Here is a 17,841-nt window from a genome sequence, read left to right as displayed (position 1 = left end):
AAGTCATGAAAGTTCTGGTCGTTGGCGGCGGTGGTCGGGAACACGCATTATGCTGGGCAATCGCACGCAGCCCGCGTTTGACTAAACTTTGGTGCGCGCCGGGCAATGCGGGGATCGCCGATTCTGCGCAATGCGTTGCGATTAACGATAGCGATATTGACGGTCTGGTAAAATTCGCCACCGACAACAAGGTGGATCTGGTGGTGGTTGGCCCCGAAGCCCCGCTGGTTGCAGGCCTGGTCGATGCGCTTGATGCTGCCGGAATCAAATCGTTTGGCTGTTCAAAGGCCGCGGCACAGCTTGAAGGCTCCAAGGGTTTCATGAAGGACATGGTCGCCAAATTTGGCGTGCCCACCGCTGGCTATGGCCGCTTTACCAACCGAGATGATGCCCGTGCCTTTGTTGAAAAAACCGGCGCGCCCATTGTGATCAAAACCGACGGGCTGGCGGCGGGCAAGGGTGTGACCATTTGCGAAACCATCAATGACGCCTATCAAGCCATTGATGACGCCATGATTGGCGGCAAATTTGGCGATGCCGGGGCCGAACTGGTGATCGAAGAATTTTTGCGCGGCGAGGAAGCATCGTTTTTCGCCGTGTGCGATGGCAAAAATGTGATCCCGCTAATTGCCGCACAAGACCACAAAGCGGTTGGCGAGGGCGATACCGGCCCCAATACCGGCGGCATGGGGGCTTATTCCCCCGCACCCATATTTACCAAAACCGTTGAAGACCGCGTGATGCGCGACATTATCGTGCCCACGGTCGAGGGCATGGCCGCACAAGGCCACCCGTTTAGCGGCGTTTTGTTTGCCGGGTTGATGATTGATGAAAACGAACACCCGAAACTGATTGAATATAACATTCGTTTTGGCGACCCCGAATGCCAGGTGCTGATGAGCCGTCTGAAATCCGACGTGCTGGATATTCTTGACGGGGCCGCCACCCAAACGCTGGATCAGGTTACCCCGGAATGGCATGACGAAACCGCCCTTGTGGTGGTGATGGCCGCCAAAGGCTACCCCGGATCATATGAAAAAGGCAGCGAGATTAAAAACGTTGCTGCCGCCAATGCGCTGGAAAACGTTAAGGTTTTACACGCTGGCACCAAAATGGCTGGCGATAAACTAACCGCGACCGGGGGCCGGGTTTTGGGTGTTACCGCACGGGCAACCAGCGTTGGTGAAGCCCAAAAACGCGCCTATGAAGCGGTTGATACCATTGACTGGCAAGGTGGTTTTTGCCGTCGCGATATTGGCTGGCGTGCGATTGCCCGCGAACAGGAATAACCCCTGCCGATCGGCGAACATCGGTTTGCCTTAATCTGTTCCTATGAAACGAATTACCCCCTTTTTTCACGATCCTGAACCGGTCCCCGGTTTTCAGGATCGTGACTTTCTGTTCGTTTCAAGGAAAAGCACCCCATGCCCCCTGCTGGCGCAAGGCCGATGTCGGCGCGCACCACATTGTTGCAGCCCCTTCGGGTGTCGGTGGCACTGGCAACCATTGCGCTGACCCTGTCGCTGGGGTTTCTGGCCTTAACGGCATGGCATTCGGCCTATCGGCTGAGCCCGCTTGAAAATCACGTTCGGCAAATTCAGGGCTTGCAGCAAACCGACATTGCGATTGGCAAATTGCTGACCCGGCATCTGGCCAGTCATCAGCCGCCAACGGCAATGGAACTCGAACATATCCGCGCCGATCTGGATGATTTATTGCAGCAAAACGGGCAATTATCACCCAACACCCCCAACAACCTGCGCATGGCGTCGGACTATCTTGCCCTGCCGATTGATAACCCCAGCAGCAACCTGATTGGCGCTTTATCGCTGATCCGCAAGGTTTTGACGCAGGAAAACGCCTTGCAACAGCAGGCAATAAAAACGGCCCGTCAGTCGGCCGACCAGGAATTTACCATTGCCCTGATCGCCTTGATCGCAACCCCGATCCTTGCCATTGCCGTAATGATATGGTTTCGCCGCCGGGCCTTTCGTGCGGTAAGCAGGCTTTCGGAATTGCTTGATAACGTTGCCAGCTTGCGATTTGTCGACATTGAACCGGTATCGGAAAATGACCCGCTGGCCCCGATTTACCAACATTATAACGAAATGACCGCCAGCCTGCGCACGGTATCGCAACAAAGCCGGGACCATACCGACCAGCTTGAAAGTCAGGTGCGTGCGGCATCCGAAACCTTGTTGCGCCAACAAGCCGAACTGGAAAACGGGGCAAAAATGGCGGCAATTGGCGAATTTTCCGCCCGGCTCGCCCATGAATTGCGCAATCCGGTATCGGGTATTTCAATGGCCCTGCACAATATGGAAATTGAAACCAAAGACCCCGACCACCGCGAACGACTTGCCCTGATTGCCGAGGAAATGGACCGCGTCACCCGGTTGTTAAATTCGCTGCTGCAAAACAAGTCCTTTACGCTCGAAACACCGGTCGCCGTCTCAAGCGACCAGTTGATTGGCGATGTGGTTAAACTGTTTGGCTATCGCCTGCCCAAACATGTGGCGATCACGGTGGACAGCAAAAACCATAACATCACCCTGCCGCGTGATACCGTCCGCCAGGTTTTGCTGAACCTGTTAAAAAATTCCTGCGAGGCGCTGGGCGACCTGCCCGGCACCATTACGGTTTCATTTGATGTTGATAACAATACGGCCTGCCTGACAGTGACCGATACCGGGCCGGGTTATGCTGATGCCATGATCGCACGCGGTGTACGGCCCTTTCAGTCGGGCAAAGCCGATGGTGTCGGCCTTGGCCTGTCGATTGTGCAACATCTGGTTCACGGGACGGGCGGCGACATTCAGTTAGGGCGCAGCACCAACGGCGGTGCCATGACCATCATCCATTTCCCCTGCGAGGAGCCCGACCATGCGCACCATTACCATCATTGAAGATGAAAAACTGCTGGGCAGCGAGCTTAAACGCCGGTTCGAGCGCGAAGGATGGTCGGTCACATTATCGCCAACACTGGCCGATGCCCGGCGGTTAATGCTGGAGCTGGATTTCAGCCCGTCGGTTGTGCTGTCCGACATGAACCTGCCCGATGGCAACGGGCTGGATTTTTTAGAAGAAGTACGCGCGCACGGTGGCCGGTCGGAATGGATTTTTCTGTCGGGTTATGGATCACGGCAGGACATTGCCCGGGCGGCAAAACTGGGCGCGCTGGATTTTCTGGCAAAGCCGCTGGATTACCACAAGCTGGACCTGACAATTGCCACCGCAACGCGCGGCGCACGCGCCCGCCAGCGCATGACCGATACCGCCCGGTCGGGTGCGCAAAAATACAGCCCCGACAGCTTCATTGGGCAAAGCCCCGCCGCCACACAGGTGCGCACGATGCTGGGCCAGCTTGCCACGGTTCCCGTCACCAGCATTTTGCTGGGCGGGGAAACCGGCACCGGCAAGGGTTTGGTTGCCAAAATACTGCATTATTCCGGCCAACGTGCCGAAGGGCCGTTTGTTGATTTAAACTGTGCCGCCATCCCGCGTGACATGCTGGAATCCGAACTGTTTGGCCACGAACCCGGTGCCTTCACCGGGGCCAAGGGCCGCCACCGCGGCCTGATGGAACAGGCCGATGGCGGCACACTGTTTTTAGACGAAATTGGCGAAATGGATATTGGCCTGCAATCCAAATTGCTAAAGGCAATTGAAGAACAAAGCTTCCGCCGGGTGGGTGGTGAAGAAACAATATCGGTCGATATCCAGTTAATCGCGGCATCAAACCGCGATTTGCGCGCGGCGTCGGACCAAGGTGATTTCCGTCGCGATCTCTATCACCGGATATCTGTTTTTGAATTGCGCCTGCCCAGCCTGCGTGAACGCACGGGTGATATTGCCGCTATTGTCACCACCCTGTTTGGCGAATTTAACGCCCGGTCAGGCAAACAGGTTAGCATCCTGCCGCCCGCCATTCTTGAAACGCTGCAATCCTATAGCTGGCCGGGGAATGTGCGCGAATTACGCAATGTGATTGAACGTTCCGTTATGCTGGCGACCGGGCCGAAACTGCCCCGGGAATGGTTGGGCATAACGCCCGATAACGTTGCCACGTCACCGTCAACGCCCGCCCCCCAACACCAACAATCAAACGCCGCCCCGCCCCAAGCGATGCCGAATGATCCCGCCGGGCTGACATTGCCGCTTGATGGATCGATGACGCTAGATGACATGGAAGAATGCATTATTCGCACCGTGCTGGAACGCCATGATTTTAACGTGATGGCGGCCGTTCGCGCCTTGGGCACCACGCGCGAGACCCTGCGGTATCGCATTCGCAAATACGGGCTGGAGGCTCTGGTGAACGCATAAGCGGGTCAATGTAACCGAGGCAACCACCACATCGGCCCCAAAATTGGTGGTAATATCCACCAATTCCCGGCACCGAACCCACACCATTTATAAATATCATTTTAAATCAATTAGTTAATATCTGGCACGGTCCCTGCAAAGTAAAGATCAGATGTCGCAGAAAACGACATACGGAACGGCCCACAGGCGACACCCATCGCGGACCTTCTGATCATTATCTTTACCGGGTTTTGTGAAAAGGACTAATGCCATGAAAAACGTTACCCGCAAATTTGCCATTGCCACCGTTGCTTTCGGTGTTTCTGTGGCCTGTGTTCCGGCCTTTGCCACAACTGCCAACGCCGCCAGCGCCAGCCCCTATCAGGCGATTGTGCCCAACAATACCGCCGGCAAACATGGTGCTGCAAAGGAATATGAAATCTGGCTGGCCGCACACCCCGATGCAGATACATCGTCACAAGTTGGCCCGGCCCACATCAGCCACGAGGTCGTTCCAAACAATATCAGCGGGCCGCATCGCGCGCGCAAGGAAACCGATATTTATGACGCAGAACAGGCCAAACTGCCGCAACCCGATGTCAACAGCCCGGCCCTTCAGGCCCGGTTTTCGCAAGAAGGACAGGCTGTGTTACAGCAGGTTCATGAAGCCCGCGTCTCGCTTGCCAAAAATGACCGGGTAACGGCGAAAAAGCTGTTGCACGAAGCCCGCGCCACCCTGTCGAACATGTATGACGAAGGGGCACGCGGAAACCTTGTGATCAATGGCCTGTTGGTAATGGATCAGGATTTTGTCGCGCCCCAAACCGGCACCGGCAGCAATGTTGCCTTTAACAAGGTCGTCATGCCGTTTTCCCAAACCCTTGGCGATTTGAACCTGGCCTATACCCAGTTGATCAACAGCTATCCGGTGGATGCCAATCAGACGCTGGGGCTGGTCGAACGCAACCTTACCGTCCAGTCCGCCCTTGTGACCCAGTCCCCGACCACTGCCAAATCATAACCGGCTTTAAATCATCGCCGCAAAATACCGGGTGGAAACGCCCGGTATTTGCTTATCGCTGTGCAGCAGCAGGGAAAACGGCGTTATTTCCGGGTAACTCGAGCATATTTCCTTTAATAAGACCCTCACACGGTCTGATCGGCACGCGCAGCAAGGCCCGTTTCCAGTATACGATGCCGGGTCTTGATACCGTTGACCAGTATGTCGGCCAGATCGGCAGGAAAGTCTTGAGGTAACAGGGAAAGCGTTTTGCTGATCGCGACGGGAACTTGCAAACAAATTTGATCAAGCAATTGCGCAACCAGGGGAACCCCCAAACCGGCTGCTTTTGCTGATTGCAAAAAATGCCGCGGCACGGCGTCGTCCATTCGATAGTGATTGTTTGTACCAACCGACATTGCCAGCCGAAACTGACCGTGGCGGATTTGTCCCGCATCACATGCCTGTTGAGCTGATAAAATATCATATAACGGGGTCATGACGAAGCCACCCCCAGGGCGCAAAAACAGACTGAAGTTTTTCGCATGCCCATCCGTTGCCCCCAGAATCCAGAACAAAATCTGGGCGCGAAAAAACGCAAGCCGGTCATCGGTTGGCGTATTACTGCCTGCCAGCAACATTGCGCAGGATTTAACATCTGGTCCACCATCCGCCTGATATTTCTGACTGGGCGGATATTTCAGAGCCTGGCAAAAATCCTCCTGTGGCAGGCGGATCAATTGGCCCTGGCGGGTCCAGCGCCGATCAAAACGCTCGATAATCAAAGCGCGGGTATCGTCGAAGTCATGGATTTCGACGTTGGCCACATTGGCCCCCATCGCACGACAAAACTGCATGCAGAAAAACTCATTCTCCACGCTATGGGACAGATTAACCCCGTTTGGCAACTGGCCTAATTGTGTTTTCACAATATGCGTGGTTGGTGTCGCACCCAAAGGACGCAACCATTTGCCATCTTTCCTTAATAGCGCGGTTTTTTCCTGTGCCCCGGCAATCGAAATTCTAAAATCATCTTCTTCAACGATACCAAGCGGGGCTGTGGCAAGATTTTTGATCACGTCTGCAATTTGCGTGTCGCTCAGAACATCCCCATCCATTGCCGGTGGCCCGACCTCACCGTCATAATCGGCGAAAAATTGCAACGCCCCGACACAATCACGTCCGATTTTTTCCAACATATGATACGCATCAGTCCCCTCTGCCCCTACCTTTGCAGCAACACGCTCCCGAATTTTCTGATTATCGGGAAGCAGATTTTCCAGATACGAAATAACCGGTGCACCAATATGGGCTTGCACCTGCAAAGGCAGTGACAGCGAAACTGGCAGGGCATATTCCCAATCCAGCCAGGCCTGATCGTATCGAAATGTCACCGCCCCGCTGGTTGCCATCACAATTTCGCCAACAAGCCGCCCATTCAGCACAACCGTCAAAGGCTTGTTGCGTCTTGTCGGTTTCACGAGAAAATGTCCTCTATGCTGAGTTGGCTTTCCTGAACGCGGTCCTGAACAACGAATTCAAGATCAAGGGCCGCCAGCACACTTAACACTGTGCGCATTTGCGTCCCCGGATCCCCGTTTTCCAGGGACGAAATCGTTGCCACCCTCAAATTGGTTCGCGCACTGACATCTTTTTGGGTCATGCCCTTAGCCTTGCGCACGCGCCGTAAGGCATTGCCAATCTGATCGGGTGTTCGGGCAGTAATTTTCATCAGGACCCCTCAATATTACGCTATAACGTAATTTATCTCATTTTACGCCATAGCGCAAATTTTATCATCTTACGCTGTAGCGTAACTTATATATTTTTACGCCATAGCGTAACAAATGGTGTAATCAAAGCTGCAATATTGCCTGTGGAACGTCAGACAAAAAGTCAATCGCACAAAACGATGTGCTGCTATCGAAAACGGGATCAATTCAAAAACTGGCGCGTTGGTATATTTGGTCGCGAATTCGCCATGCTTTGTCCGGATTACCACCACAGTGTTTCGCAAGCTTGTGCAAATCAAAAATATAACGGGGATAATTTCGATGGACACTTCCGCACAGCGCCGACAATTTTTAAAGTCCGCTGCGGCCGCCGGTCTGATATTGCCGGGTATGTCGATGTGGCAGCAGGCCTTTGCGGCCGATGCTGCGAAAAAGCTGGATCTGGGTAAAAAGCACAAATTCAGCTTTGATGCGCTGGTCGAGCGCGCCCGCAAAATGGCAGGCAAGCCCTATGTCGCTCCGAAAACCCCCGACAAGGCGATCCTTGAACAGATTGATTATGCCGAACATGGCAAACTGAAATACAAACGCGATTTCGCGCCTTTTTCTGACGGGTCGGGCACCTATCCGGTGACCTATTTCCATATGGGCCAGTTTTTCCAAAAACCGGTGCGTATGTACCTTTTGGAAAACGGCATGTCACAGGAAGTCGAATATAAAACCGACTATTTCGAAATGCCCGCAAACAGCCCGGCACGTAAATTGTCGGAAAATATCGGCTTTGCCGGTTTCCGCCTGCATGAAAATATCAAACGCGATGACTGGAAAACCCAGGACTGGGTGGCGTTTTTAGGGGCATCCTATTTCCGCGCCATTGGCGATGAAGGGCAATATGGCCTGTCTGCCCGCGGCATTGCCGTTAACACTGCCACCCCGCAGGGCGAAGAATTCCCCGATTTTACCGAATTTTATATCGAGCCTGCCAAATCGGCCGAAGACCCGGTCACAGTTTATGCCTTGCTGGATGGCCCCAGCATTACCGGCGCTTATCGGTTTTATCTCACGCGCGGCAAGGGTGTGACGATGGATGTGGAAAAATTCCTGTTCATCCGCAAGGACATTGAACGCTTTGGCGTGGCACCATTAACCAGCATGTTCTGGTATTCCGAACAAAACCGCCCGTTCCGTATGGACTGGCGACCCGAAGTACATGATTCCGACGGGCTGGCATTGTGGACCGGGGGCGGTGAACGCATTTGGCGGCAGTTGAACAACCCCGAAGTCACCCGCGCCTCGGCCTTTGGCGATGATAACCCGCGCGGCTTTGGCCTGATGCAGCGTGACCGCGACGTTAGCCATTATCTGGATGGGGTGATGTATCATCGCCGCCCCAGCCTGTGGGTGGAACCGCTGGGTGCATGGGGCAAAGGTGCCGTACAATTGGTGGAAATTCCCACCGATGATGAAATCCACGACAATATTGCCGCCTTCTGGGTGCCAGAGGCCCCGGCCAAGGCCGGGCAATCCTATAATTTCCGCTATCGGCTTTATTGGCAGGCACATACACCTTATCCGCTGGAAAAACTGGCCTATGCCAAGGCAACCCGGCTTGGCCGTGGCGGGCAGGAAGGCCTGCCACGCCCCAAGGGCCTGACCAAATTTGTGGTTGATTTTGAAGGTGATATTTTAGGAACGCTGGCATACGGCGAATATCCCGAGGCGATTATTTCGGTATCACGCGGCAAACTGTCGCGGATCAAAACCGAGCCGATCCCCGACACAAGCCTGTGGCGCGCCATTTTCGACCTTGAAGTGGCAGGCAACGACCCGGTTGATATGCGGATGTATTTAAAACGCGGCGATGCACCGATGTCTGAAACATGGATGTATCAGCATTTACCGGGCCTTAAAAACTGGGACGAACAATAATCCCGGCTTGATTGATATCATCAGTATTTCAAGTACGAACCCGCCTTTTATCGGCGGGTTCGTTTGTTTTCAGGCGGTCTATTTATAATTACGCCAGCCCCAGCCATTTCCAATAGGTGGCGGTAAACACCAGGGTCAAAACATAGGCGATCACGGTTAACACCAGCCCGGTACGGACAAAGTCCTTTACCGCGAAGGTATCTGTGCCATGCGCGACCATGCCCTGCGGTGAGTTAACCGGTAAAATAAAGCCGAAACTAACCACAAATTGCAGCAAAATCGTCGTGCCAAAAACATTAACACTGCCAGTGTCCATTTGCTGTAGCACCGCAATGATAATCGGGATCATCGAGGATGCCAAAGCCGTGGCGCTGGCGAACCCCAAATGGATCACAATCAAAAATCCACCCAGAACCGCGACAATGCCCAAGGTACCAAAACCCGACAGGCGAAATATATCCACCGCCGACTTTGCCAGCCACGACGCCGCCCCGGTGCTTAGCAATGCGGACCCAAGGCTAATCCCAACCCCGAACAAAACAATGGTGCCCCAGGGAAATTTGGCATTGGCCTGTTTCCAGCTCATCACTCCGACACCGGGCAACAGCAAAAATGTCACGGCAAGAACGGTCAGGGTCGCACTGTCAAAGCTGTGCAAAACCCCTTCCGTTGCCCAGCAAAAAACCAGCAACAGGGAAACGCTTAACAGGCGTTTTTCCGCCCCGGTCATCGGCCCAATTTCTTTAAGGGCGCTCGCAACACTTTCGCGCCCGCCGGGCACTGTGTCCTGTTCTGGCGGCATCATCCGCATCATCACAAAATACAGTGCGACGGACATCAGCAGCGAAAACGGGGCTGCGGCAATAAACCAGTCCAGCCAGGTAATTTCGACGCCCAAGGTACGTTGTAAAAACCCGACGGCGACCATGTTCTGGGCGGCCGCTGTTTTAATGCCGACATTCCAGATGCTGACAGCCTGAACCGTTGTCATGATCAGCAAACCGGCAAAGCGGCTTTGTTTGCCCGCCCCGAACGTGGCCACAATGCCCATCATAATCGGAATAACGGCGGCGGCACGCGCCGTTGCACTGGGCACAAGAAATGCCAGCAAGGTGGCAACAACGATACTGCCAATCACAATATGGCTAACCTTGGCCCCCACTTTGGACAACACCATCATCGCGATCCGGCGGTCCAGCCCGGTCAGGGTCATTGCGGCCGATAACAGCAAGGCCGACGCCACCAGAATAAGCGCCCGGCTGCTAAACCCGGTAATTGCGGTGCCAAGCGCCTTTGATGTGCCCAGCATACCCTCTGTGTCGCCAACGGCTGGCGACAGACCCAGTGTCACCGCAATCATGGCGGCAATCAGAATGGCGCTGACGGCAAAATCAACCGCTTCGGTCACCCAGATAATGACGGCGAAAATAAAAATCGCCAACATCCGCTGCCCTGCAATCGGCAGGCCCTCGGGTGTCGGTAACAACATGATTGCAACAAAGGCAACAATTGCAGCAATCAACCCGAAATTCAGCGCTTTTGCTGGCGCACGAAAAGGTGTTTTGTCCCCGGTGGCGGGATGCGTTTTGTCAGACATCAAATTTCCATCCGTCTGTTTTGATCCCATTGATCAAAAACATGTTCCTGACAGACGTTTTATACCTGTTTTAAAATCAAATTTCTGATCTAGCGCAGGGTGCCCAAAAATCTTTTCGCCATCTTGCTTCTTCCATCACATAATCCGTAAACTGATGGGGTTTCATTGTTTTGTGGCTATAGGTCCGTCCCTGTCTCTATAATTCAGACCGTGGCCATACCCGCATGGCCCCAGATATCAATGATGTTGCCCCCTCCCCAATACGACTGGAATTGTCGATGTCTGATCCTTTGGCCGAAATTGTCACGCTGCTGCAGCCCCAGGCGCCTTTTTCAAAACTGGTCAGATCAAGCGGCGCATGGCGTGTGCGGCGCACAAATGTTGATCAGGTATATTATTGCCTGATCCTGACCGGCCAGGCCTGCCTTGAGGTTAATGGCAAACCTCCTTTAACGCTGAAACAGGGTGATTTCGCGCTTATCCCGGAAGCCTACAGTTTTGCCATGTCGAGCGTTACGCCAAAACCCGATGACGACCTTGAAACCGTTCCGGCCCAACAGGACGACGGTACTTACCGGTTGGGCGACCCGAACGGCCCGGTCGACACGCAACAATTAATCGGGTTTTGTGTTTTTGGCGCGCCCGATGCCTCCCTGCTGGTTTCCTTGCTGCCCGATGTCATTGTTATTCGCGGGCAAAGCCGCATTCGCACCCTGGCAAAGCTGGTTGGCGACGAAGCCCGGGCAAACCGGCCCGCCCGCGACATATTGCTCGAACGCCTGCTCGAAGCACTTTTAATTGAAACCTTGCGATCCGTGCCCGAAACAACGGCGTCACCGGGCTTGCTCAAAGGGCTTTCCGATGAACGGTTAAACATTGCCTTGCGCTGCATGCACGCCAAACCGGACCAGAACTGGTCCGTCGCCGAACTGGCAAAACAGGCCGGGTTATCGCGGTCGGCGTTTTTTGTGCGCTTTAACAAAACGGTTGGCATCGCGCCGATGGATTACCTTTTGCAATGGCGCATGACGCTGGCAAAACAGATGTTGCGACAAACCAAATGTGGTGTTGCAGAAGTCGCCAGCAAAGTTGGCTATGGCTCGGCCAGCGCTTTTAGTGTGGCGTTTTCCCGCCATACCGGGTTCCCGCCCGCGCAATATGGCCGCCAGACGGACCTTGTTGCACCAAACGAACCTGCCGGGCCGATATAACAGCTTAAATTGGACTAATTCTAACGTTTTATGGATTTCAGATTATAGAAGGTATCGAACCTTCATCCTATATCTTGGGCCTCATCACCATATAGAGGTCTTCCCATGAAAACAGTTCTGATTACAGGTTGCTCGTCCGGGTTTGGTCGCGATAGCGCCAGCTATTTTCTGGCACAGGGGTGGAATGTTATCGCAACCATGCGCACCCCGAACGAAGATGTTTTGCCCAAATCGGACAAACTGCGCCTGATCAAACTTGATGTTACCGACGATGCCAGCATTGCCGCTGCCATCAGGGACGCCGGTAAAATTGATGTGCTGGTAAACAATGCCGGTATCGGCTGGCTGAACGCGGTTGAAGGCACATCAATGGAGGTTGTGCGCCAGATTTTTGAAACCAACACCTTTGGCACCATCGCCATGACCAAAGCCGTTTTACCGCAATTTCGCGCCCAGGGCAGCGGCGTGATTATCAACGTAACATCATCAGTCACGCTAAAACCGCTACATTTGCTGTCGGTTTATACGGCCAGCAAGGCCGCCATTAATGGCTTTACCGAATCAATGGCGCTGGAACTTGAACCATTCAACATTCAGGCGCGCATTGTGCTGCCCGGCCGTGCCCCGACCACACAATTTGGCGAAAACGCCCGCATCCGCATGGGCAAGGAAGGTGGATTTCCCGAAGCCTATGGCGCATTGGTACAGCAGGTTTTTGCAAACTTTGAACAGGCTTCGCCCGACATGGTGACCCAATCGGACGATGTTGCAAAAGCAATATGGCGCGCCGCAACCGACCCGTCCTGCCCGGTTCGCCTGCCTGCCGGTGCCGATGCCGTGGCGCTATCGCGCTAACCACCACCCCGGCGCCATCCATGGCAGTTTACACCCTGTGGCCCGGTATTTTGCCGGGCCATTTCTGTATCGTGATATTAAAGCCCCATCAAACCCTGGCTTTTGCGCCCGGTTAACGCAACGATCCAAAAAATTCCTTAAGCAGGGTTGCCGCCTCAATTTCGCCAATGCCGCCATAAACTTCGGGTCGGTGGTGGCAACTTGTGCTTTCAAACACCCGTGGTCCGTGATCAACCCCGCCGCCTTTGGGGTCATACGCGCCAAAATAAACCCGGCGAATGCGGGCAAAGGAAATGGCGGTTGCACACATCGGGCAGGGTTCAAGCGTGACATACAAATCGCAATTGGGCAGGCGCGGTTCGCCGCGTAACGCGGCGGCGGCGCGAATTGCAACAATTTCGGCATGCGCCGTGGGGTCGTTGTTTTCCTCGGTCAAGTTACCGGCCCGGGCCAACACCTCGCCGCTATCGGTATCAACCACAACAGCACCGACCGGCACTTCGCCGCGCCGGGCGGCGGCACGGGCTTCTTGCAGGGCCATATCCATGAAACTGTCTGCGCTCATTGCTTTAATCCCATCTTGCTGATCCCATCCCGGCGACGCCTGTGATCACCCGATATCTGTCATGCCCTACGGCCTGTTTTCATTTTGGGTCACTGGCTTTATGATCGGCCCGGAACAACCCGCAAAACAGTGCAATTTACGCCCCATATGGTCAATAAGCCATAAAGTGTTGCCAAACGTGCCCCCTTATAACGATTGCCATTGCCCAGACCCCGACAGAAGGCTAAACAGCGCCCATGAACACAATTGTTAAAAAACCAATCATTGGCATTACCCTTGATTCCGAACAACCCGGCGGGTATTCGAAATTTCCGTGGTATGCGCTGCGCCAGAACTATGCCGGGGCCGTTGTGGCCGCAGGCGGCATTCCCATGCCCCTGCCCCATGAAATTGACCTGGTCCCCGACCTGCTTGACCTGATTGACGGGCTGGTTGTCACCGGCGGCGCGTTTGATGTGGACCCATCGCTGTTTGGCGCCACCGAACGCCACGACACCGTGATTACCAAGGACCGCCGCACCAAATTTGAATGGGCCATGGCACAGGGCGCGCTGGAGCGCGACATGCCGGTTCTGGGCATTTGCGGCGGCCAGCAACTTTTGAACGTTATTCTGGGCGGGTCGTTGATCCAGCATATTCCTGATACGGTCGAAAATTGCCTGCCCCACGAACAACCCAACCCGCGCGATGAAGCTGGCCACGACGTAACCGTCGAAACCGGCACGCTCCTTGCGCGCATCTGCGACAATGTTGACCATCTATCTGTTAATTCAGCCCATCATCAGGCCGTTGCCGGTGTGGGCCCGAACGTGATTATCAATTCACGCGCCCCGGACGGTGTCATTGAAGGCATCGAACATCCCGCGTACCGTTATTGCCTTGGCGTACAATGGCATCCCGAATTTCACATCAGCACCGGAGATGCCAAGATCTTCGACGCCCTGATTATTGAGGCCCGAAAATGACCGACAAGGCAGATACCGCCCCGTCACAAACCGACATTCCTGCAAACATTGCCGCCGACAATAAAGTCGACGCCGCAACACCGCAGGACGACATTGGTTCGCAAAACGATGGCGAAAGCAATGATGAAACCACTGCGTCGCCAACCGAGACTACCGCAGAAATTGCCGAAGACATCGCCACTGAAATTGCCGACGGCGATGAATTCGACGCCGAAATGCCGCAGGACGACTTTGACGCCGGGATTGATGGCGAAACCGACCTGGTTGAAATTGAAATCCCCGAAGAAGACCTGCCGCGTGAACGCATTGCCAAGCGCATTGCCCGATCAGGTGTGTGTTCGCGCCGCGATGCCGAACAGCTGATCAAAACCGGCAAGGTAAAGCTTAACGGCAAGCGCCTGGATACCCCGGCGGTTACCGTGACCGACAATGACGTTATTCTGATCAACGAAAAACCGTTGCCGGAAAAACAAAAGCCGCGCCTGTGGCGCCTGTTTAAAAAACGCGGGCTGGTCACCAGCCACCGCGACGAACAGGGCCGCGAAACCGTCTTTAACAGTTTGCCGCCGCACATTCCGCGCGTTATTTCGGTCGGTCGTCTTGACCTTAACTCCGAAGGCCTGCTTTTGCTGACCAATGACGGCGAACTGGCCCGCTATCTTGAGCTGCCCGCCACCGGTTGGGCGCGGCGCTATCGGGTGCGTGTGCATGGCTTTATCGATGATGCCAAGCTTAAACAGCTTGCCGACGGCATCACCGTTGACGGTGTTAATTACGGCTCGATCCAGGCCGAAGTGGACGTTCAAAAAGGCACCAATGCCTGGATGACGATTACGCTTCGCGAAGGTAAAAACCGTGAAATTCGCCGGGTTATGGAACATCTTGGCTGGCCTGTTACCCGTTTGATGCGCCTGTCCTATGGTCCGTTCCATCTGGGCAAAATGGCACCGGGCGACATTGAAGAAATCACCGGCAAGGTGATGAAAGAACAGCTATCGGGTTTCTTTGGTGGCGATAGTGGCAAAGCCAAAGCCAAACGCGACAATGACAACCACGGCCAGGCTAAAGCCCGCCCCAAAAAGCCGAAAGCACATCGTAAAACATCGACGCGCAGCGACAGCCGCGATGGGCGGCCCAATCGGGATGGCGATACCGGCCCAAGCCGTTCTGCCCGCCCGTTTGATAATGGCACCGACCGCAATGGCGGACGCGACTTCGCCCCGCGCGATGGAAATCGCAACGACGGATATAACGATAGCCGCGATAACAACAATCGCGATGATCGCAATGATCGTTTTGATAACGCCCCGCGTGGCGGCGGATATAACGACCGTGCCCCTGCTGGCCGTGGCCGCGATAATGATCACGATGATAACCGCAGCAACAGCCGCGATGACAGTGCACGTCGTGGCGCACCGCAGAACCGGTCTTTTGGCGGCGGTAATGATCGCAATGATCGTTCTGGCAACGACAGCCGTGGCGGCGGATATAACGACCGTGCCCCGGCGGGGCGGGGTCGTGATAATGATCGCGATGATAACCGCAGCAACAGCCGCGATGACAGTGCACGTCGTGGCGCACCGCAGAACCGGTCTTTTGGCGGCGGTAATGATCGCAATGATCGTTCTGGCAACGATAGCCGTGGCGGCGGATATAACGACCGTGCCCCGACTGGTCGTGGCCGCGATAATGATCGCGATGATAACCGCAGCAACAGCCGCGATGACCGCACACGCAGTAACGCACCGCAGAACCGGTCTTTCGGCGGCGGTAATGATCGTAATGATCGTTCTGGCAACGATAACCGTGGTGGCGGATATAACGACCGTGCCCCGGCTGGCCGTGGCCGCGATAATGATCGCGATGACAATCGCAGCAACAGCCGCGATGACAGTGCGCGTCGTAGTGCCCCGCAAAACCGGTCTTTCGGCGGCGGCAATGATCGTAATGATCGTTCTGGCAACGACAACCGTGGCGGCGGATATAACGACCGTGCCCCGACCGGGCGTGGCCGCGATAATGATCGCGATGATAATCGCAGCAACAGCCGCGATGACAGTGCACGTCGTGGCGCACCGCAGAACCGGTCTTTCGGCGGTGGAAATGATCGTAATGATCGTTCTGGCAACGACAACCGTGGTGGCGGATATAACGACCGTTCCCCGGCAGGGCGTGGCCGTGATAATGATCGCGATGATAACCGCAGCAACAGCCGCGATGACAGTGCGCGTCGTGGCGCACCGCAGAACCGGTCTTTCGGTGGTGGAAATGATCGCAATGATCGTTCTGGCAACGACAACCGTGGCGGCGGATATAACGACCGCGCCCCGACCGGGCGTGGCCGCGATAATGATCGCGATGATAATCGCAGCAACAGCCGCGATGACAGTGCACGTCGTGGCGCACCGCAGAACCGGTCTTTCGGCGGTGGAAATGATCGTAATGATCGTTCTGGCAACGACAACCGTGGTGGCGGATATAACGACCGTTCCCCGGCAGGGCGTGGCCGTGATAATGATCGCGATGATAACCGCAGCAACAGCCGCGATGACAGTGCGCGTCGTGGCGCACCGCAGAACCGGTCTTTCGGTGGTGGAAATGATCGCAATGATCGTTCTGGCAACGACAACCGTGGCGGCGGATATAACGACCGCGCCCCGACCGGGCGTGGCCGCGATAATGATCGCGATGATAATCGCAGCAACAGCCGCGATGACAGTGCACGTCGTGGCGCACCGCAGAACCGGTCTTTCGGCGGCGGTAATGATCGCAATGATCGTTCTGGCAGCGATAACCGTGGTGGCAGACCCGATACTAACAGCCGGAATAGCGGCTATCAGGGGCAACCCGCGGGCCGGAGTGGTGCGCCACGTAGCCGCGATGATGCCAGCGATAGAAGCGATGGCACCAACCGCCCTGTGAACAAGGGCCGGGGGCGTTATGCCGGAGGCAATGCCGGGGCTGGCAAGCCAGCGGATCGCCCCGTTGGCCGTACCGGCAGCAAACCGGCGGGCAATCGCCCGGTGGGTCGTGGCGGATCGAAACCTTCGGGTAATGGCAATCGGGGAGATCGTTAATGCGGATTGTCGGAGGAAGTCTTCGCGGACGCAGCCTGACCTGCCCGCCGGGCAGTGACGTGCGCCCGACGCTGGATCGGGTGCGAGAATCGCTGTTTAATATTCTGTCCCATGCGCGCCGCTGGTATGAGGACGATGAAAACCCGTTAATGGATGGCATTGTGCTTGATGCCTTCGCCGGGTCCGGCGCGCTGGGGCTTGAAGCCCTGTCGCGCGGGGCGCAAAAGGCCGTGTTTTTTGACCGTGATGCCAAAGCCCTGGCCGCGATTGAAGAAAACATCAAGTCCTTGCGCCTTGAAGACCGGGCCACGACGCGCCGCGCCGATGCAACCAAACCGGTCAAAAGCCATCAGGCCGCCAGCCTGATCTTTCTTGATCCGCCCTACCATCAGGAATTGATCACGCCCAGTATCATTGCGCTCCGCGATGCGGGCTGGATTAACGACAAAACCCTGATCATTGCCGAACGCGCCCTGCGCGATCCCGGTGCCGATGTTCCTGGCATCGACTTGCTGGATTCGCGCAAATACGGTCGCTGCAAAATAGAGATCATGCGCCTGTTGGCTTGATGTAAAATACTGATTAGCGAAACAAACGGGGGCAT

14 protein-coding genes are annotated in these 17,841 nt (G+C 55.3%); 10 read left to right on the top strand and 4 right to left on the bottom strand.

Features of this window, described 5'->3' with window-relative positions; genetic code table 11:
• The first annotated feature begins 5 nt into the window (after positions 1–5).
• The 4 genes from purD to TMES_RS06150 all read left to right on the top strand — a co-directional run bounded on the left by purD (position 6) and on the right by TMES_RS06150 (position 5,326).
• Complete coding sequence (gene purD, locus TMES_RS06165) at positions 6–1,289, top strand: phosphoribosylamine--glycine ligase (RefSeq protein WP_085580530.1); 1,284 nt, start codon at positions 6–8, stop codon at positions 1,287–1,289.
• A 135-nt stretch (positions 1,290–1,424) separates the two neighbouring features.
• On the top strand, positions 1,425–2,906 hold the full coding sequence (locus TMES_RS06160; RefSeq protein ID WP_085580528.1) for a sensor histidine kinase: 1,482 nt from the start codon (positions 1,425–1,427) through the stop codon (positions 2,904–2,906).
• A complete protein-coding gene (locus tag TMES_RS06155; RefSeq protein WP_085580526.1) occupies positions 2,884–4,326 on the top strand; it encodes a sigma-54-dependent transcriptional regulator in 1,443 nt (480 codons plus the stop codon). The genes TMES_RS06160 and TMES_RS06155 overlap by 23 nt, the downstream gene beginning before the upstream one ends.
• Before the next feature lie 250 nt (positions 4,327–4,576).
• Positions 4,577–5,326, top strand: coding sequence for a hypothetical protein (locus TMES_RS06150; protein WP_085580524.1), 750 nt, complete (start codon positions 4,577–4,579; stop codon positions 5,324–5,326).
• A 125-nt stretch (positions 5,327–5,451) separates the two neighbouring features.
• Here TMES_RS06150 and TMES_RS06145 read toward each other — a convergent pair whose 3' ends face one another.
• Together TMES_RS06145 and TMES_RS06140 are read right to left on the bottom strand one after the other, a co-directional pair.
• A complete protein-coding gene (locus TMES_RS06145) occupies positions 5,452–6,786 on the bottom strand; it encodes a type II toxin-antitoxin system HipA family toxin (protein WP_143589554.1) in 1,335 nt (444 codons plus the stop codon).
• Entirely contained in the window at positions 6,783–7,037 is a 255-nt protein-coding gene (locus TMES_RS06140) for a helix-turn-helix domain-containing protein (RefSeq protein WP_085580522.1), read from the bottom strand. The genes TMES_RS06145 and TMES_RS06140 overlap by 4 nt, the downstream gene beginning before the upstream one ends.
• A gap of 322 nt (positions 7,038–7,359) precedes the next feature.
• On the opposite strand from TMES_RS06140, the gene TMES_RS06135 reads away from it, so the two are divergent.
• Positions 7,360–8,967, top strand: a complete 1,608-nt coding sequence (locus TMES_RS06135; protein WP_085581213.1) for an OpgD/OpgG family glucan biosynthesis protein — start codon at positions 7,360–7,362, stop codon at positions 8,965–8,967.
• Between the two features lie 88 nt (positions 8,968–9,055).
• Here the strand turns inward: TMES_RS06135 and TMES_RS06130 are convergent, their stop codons facing one another.
• Positions 9,056–10,564: a DASS family sodium-coupled anion symporter gene (locus tag TMES_RS06130; RefSeq protein ID WP_085581211.1), complete on the bottom strand. Its 1,509-nt coding sequence runs from the start codon at positions 10,562–10,564 to the stop codon at positions 9,056–9,058.
• 278 nt (positions 10,565–10,842) lie between these two features.
• Between TMES_RS06130 and TMES_RS06125 the strand changes: the two genes are divergently transcribed.
• Both TMES_RS06125 and TMES_RS06120 read left to right on the top strand, forming a co-directional pair.
• On the top strand, positions 10,843–11,775 hold the full coding sequence (locus TMES_RS06125) for an AraC family transcriptional regulator (protein ID WP_085580520.1): 933 nt from the start codon (positions 10,843–10,845) through the stop codon (positions 11,773–11,775).
• A gap of 105 nt (positions 11,776–11,880) precedes the next feature.
• On the top strand, positions 11,881–12,630 hold the full coding sequence (locus TMES_RS06120; RefSeq protein WP_085580518.1) for an SDR family oxidoreductase: 750 nt from the start codon (positions 11,881–11,883) through the stop codon (positions 12,628–12,630).
• A 112-nt stretch (positions 12,631–12,742) separates the two neighbouring features.
• On the opposite strand, the gene TMES_RS06115 is transcribed toward TMES_RS06120, so the two are convergent.
• Positions 12,743–13,195, bottom strand: a complete 453-nt coding sequence (locus TMES_RS06115; protein WP_085580516.1) for a nucleoside deaminase — start codon at positions 13,193–13,195, stop codon at positions 12,743–12,745.
• Between the two features lie 236 nt (positions 13,196–13,431).
• On the opposite strand from TMES_RS06115, the gene TMES_RS06110 reads away from it, so the two are divergent.
• Genes TMES_RS06110 through rsmD form a run of 3 tightly spaced genes read left to right on the top strand, consistent with a single transcriptional unit; the run spans position 13,432 to position 17,806 of the window.
• Positions 13,432–14,160, top strand: coding sequence for a gamma-glutamyl-gamma-aminobutyrate hydrolase family protein (locus tag TMES_RS06110; RefSeq protein WP_085580514.1), 729 nt, complete (start codon positions 13,432–13,434; stop codon positions 14,158–14,160).
• The gene (locus TMES_RS06105; protein ID WP_085580512.1) at positions 14,157–17,237 is read left to right on the top strand and encodes a pseudouridine synthase; all 3,081 of its coding nucleotides are present in this window, start codon (positions 14,157–14,159) and stop codon (positions 17,235–17,237) included. Before TMES_RS06110 ends, TMES_RS06105 begins: the two co-directional genes overlap by 4 nt.
• Positions 17,237–17,806: a 16S rRNA (guanine(966)-N(2))-methyltransferase RsmD gene (gene rsmD / locus TMES_RS06100; protein ID WP_085580510.1), complete on the top strand. Its 570-nt coding sequence runs from the start codon at positions 17,237–17,239 to the stop codon at positions 17,804–17,806. Before TMES_RS06105 ends, rsmD begins: the two co-directional genes overlap by 1 nt.
• Positions 17,807–17,841: the final 35 nt, after the last annotated feature.

Source organism: Thalassospira mesophila (assembly GCF_002115755.1).
In the GTDB taxonomy this organism is placed as follows: domain Bacteria; phylum Pseudomonadota; class Alphaproteobacteria; order Rhodospirillales; family Thalassospiraceae; genus Thalassospira; species Thalassospira mesophila.
This window is presented reverse-complemented; position numbering and strand designations above follow the sequence as displayed.

Bases quoted from the DNA above. Each gene is read 5' to 3' on its own strand.
- rsmD (WP_085580510.1), top strand. From the start codon at position 17,237: ATGCGGATTGTCGGAGGAAGTCTTCGCGGACGCAGCCTGACCTGCCCG.
- TMES_RS06125 (WP_085580520.1), top strand. From the start codon at position 10,843: ATGTCTGATCCTTTGGCCGAAATTGTCACGCTGCTGCAGCCCCAGGCG.
- TMES_RS06140 (WP_085580522.1), bottom strand. From the start codon at position 7,037: ATGAAAATTACTGCCCGAACACCCGATCAGATTGGCAATGCCTTACGG.
- TMES_RS06130 (WP_085581211.1), bottom strand. From the start codon at position 10,564: ATGTCTGACAAAACGCATCCCGCCACCGGGGACAAAACACCTTTTCGT.
- TMES_RS06155 (WP_085580526.1), top strand. From the start codon at position 2,884: ATGCGCACCATTACCATCATTGAAGATGAAAAACTGCTGGGCAGCGAG.
- TMES_RS06160 (WP_085580528.1), top strand. From the start codon at position 1,425: ATGCCCCCTGCTGGCGCAAGGCCGATGTCGGCGCGCACCACATTGTTG.
- TMES_RS06105 (WP_085580512.1), top strand. From the start codon at position 14,157: ATGACCGACAAGGCAGATACCGCCCCGTCACAAACCGACATTCCTGCA.
- TMES_RS06110 (WP_085580514.1), top strand. From the start codon at position 13,432: ATGAACACAATTGTTAAAAAACCAATCATTGGCATTACCCTTGATTCC.
- TMES_RS06115 (WP_085580516.1), bottom strand. From the start codon at position 13,195: ATGAGCGCAGACAGTTTCATGGATATGGCCCTGCAAGAAGCCCGTGCC.
- TMES_RS06120 (WP_085580518.1), top strand. From the start codon at position 11,881: ATGAAAACAGTTCTGATTACAGGTTGCTCGTCCGGGTTTGGTCGCGAT.
- purD (WP_085580530.1), top strand. From the start codon at position 6: ATGAAAGTTCTGGTCGTTGGCGGCGGTGGTCGGGAACACGCATTATGC.
- TMES_RS06135 (WP_085581213.1), top strand. From the start codon at position 7,360: ATGGACACTTCCGCACAGCGCCGACAATTTTTAAAGTCCGCTGCGGCC.
- TMES_RS06150 (WP_085580524.1), top strand. From the start codon at position 4,577: ATGAAAAACGTTACCCGCAAATTTGCCATTGCCACCGTTGCTTTCGGT.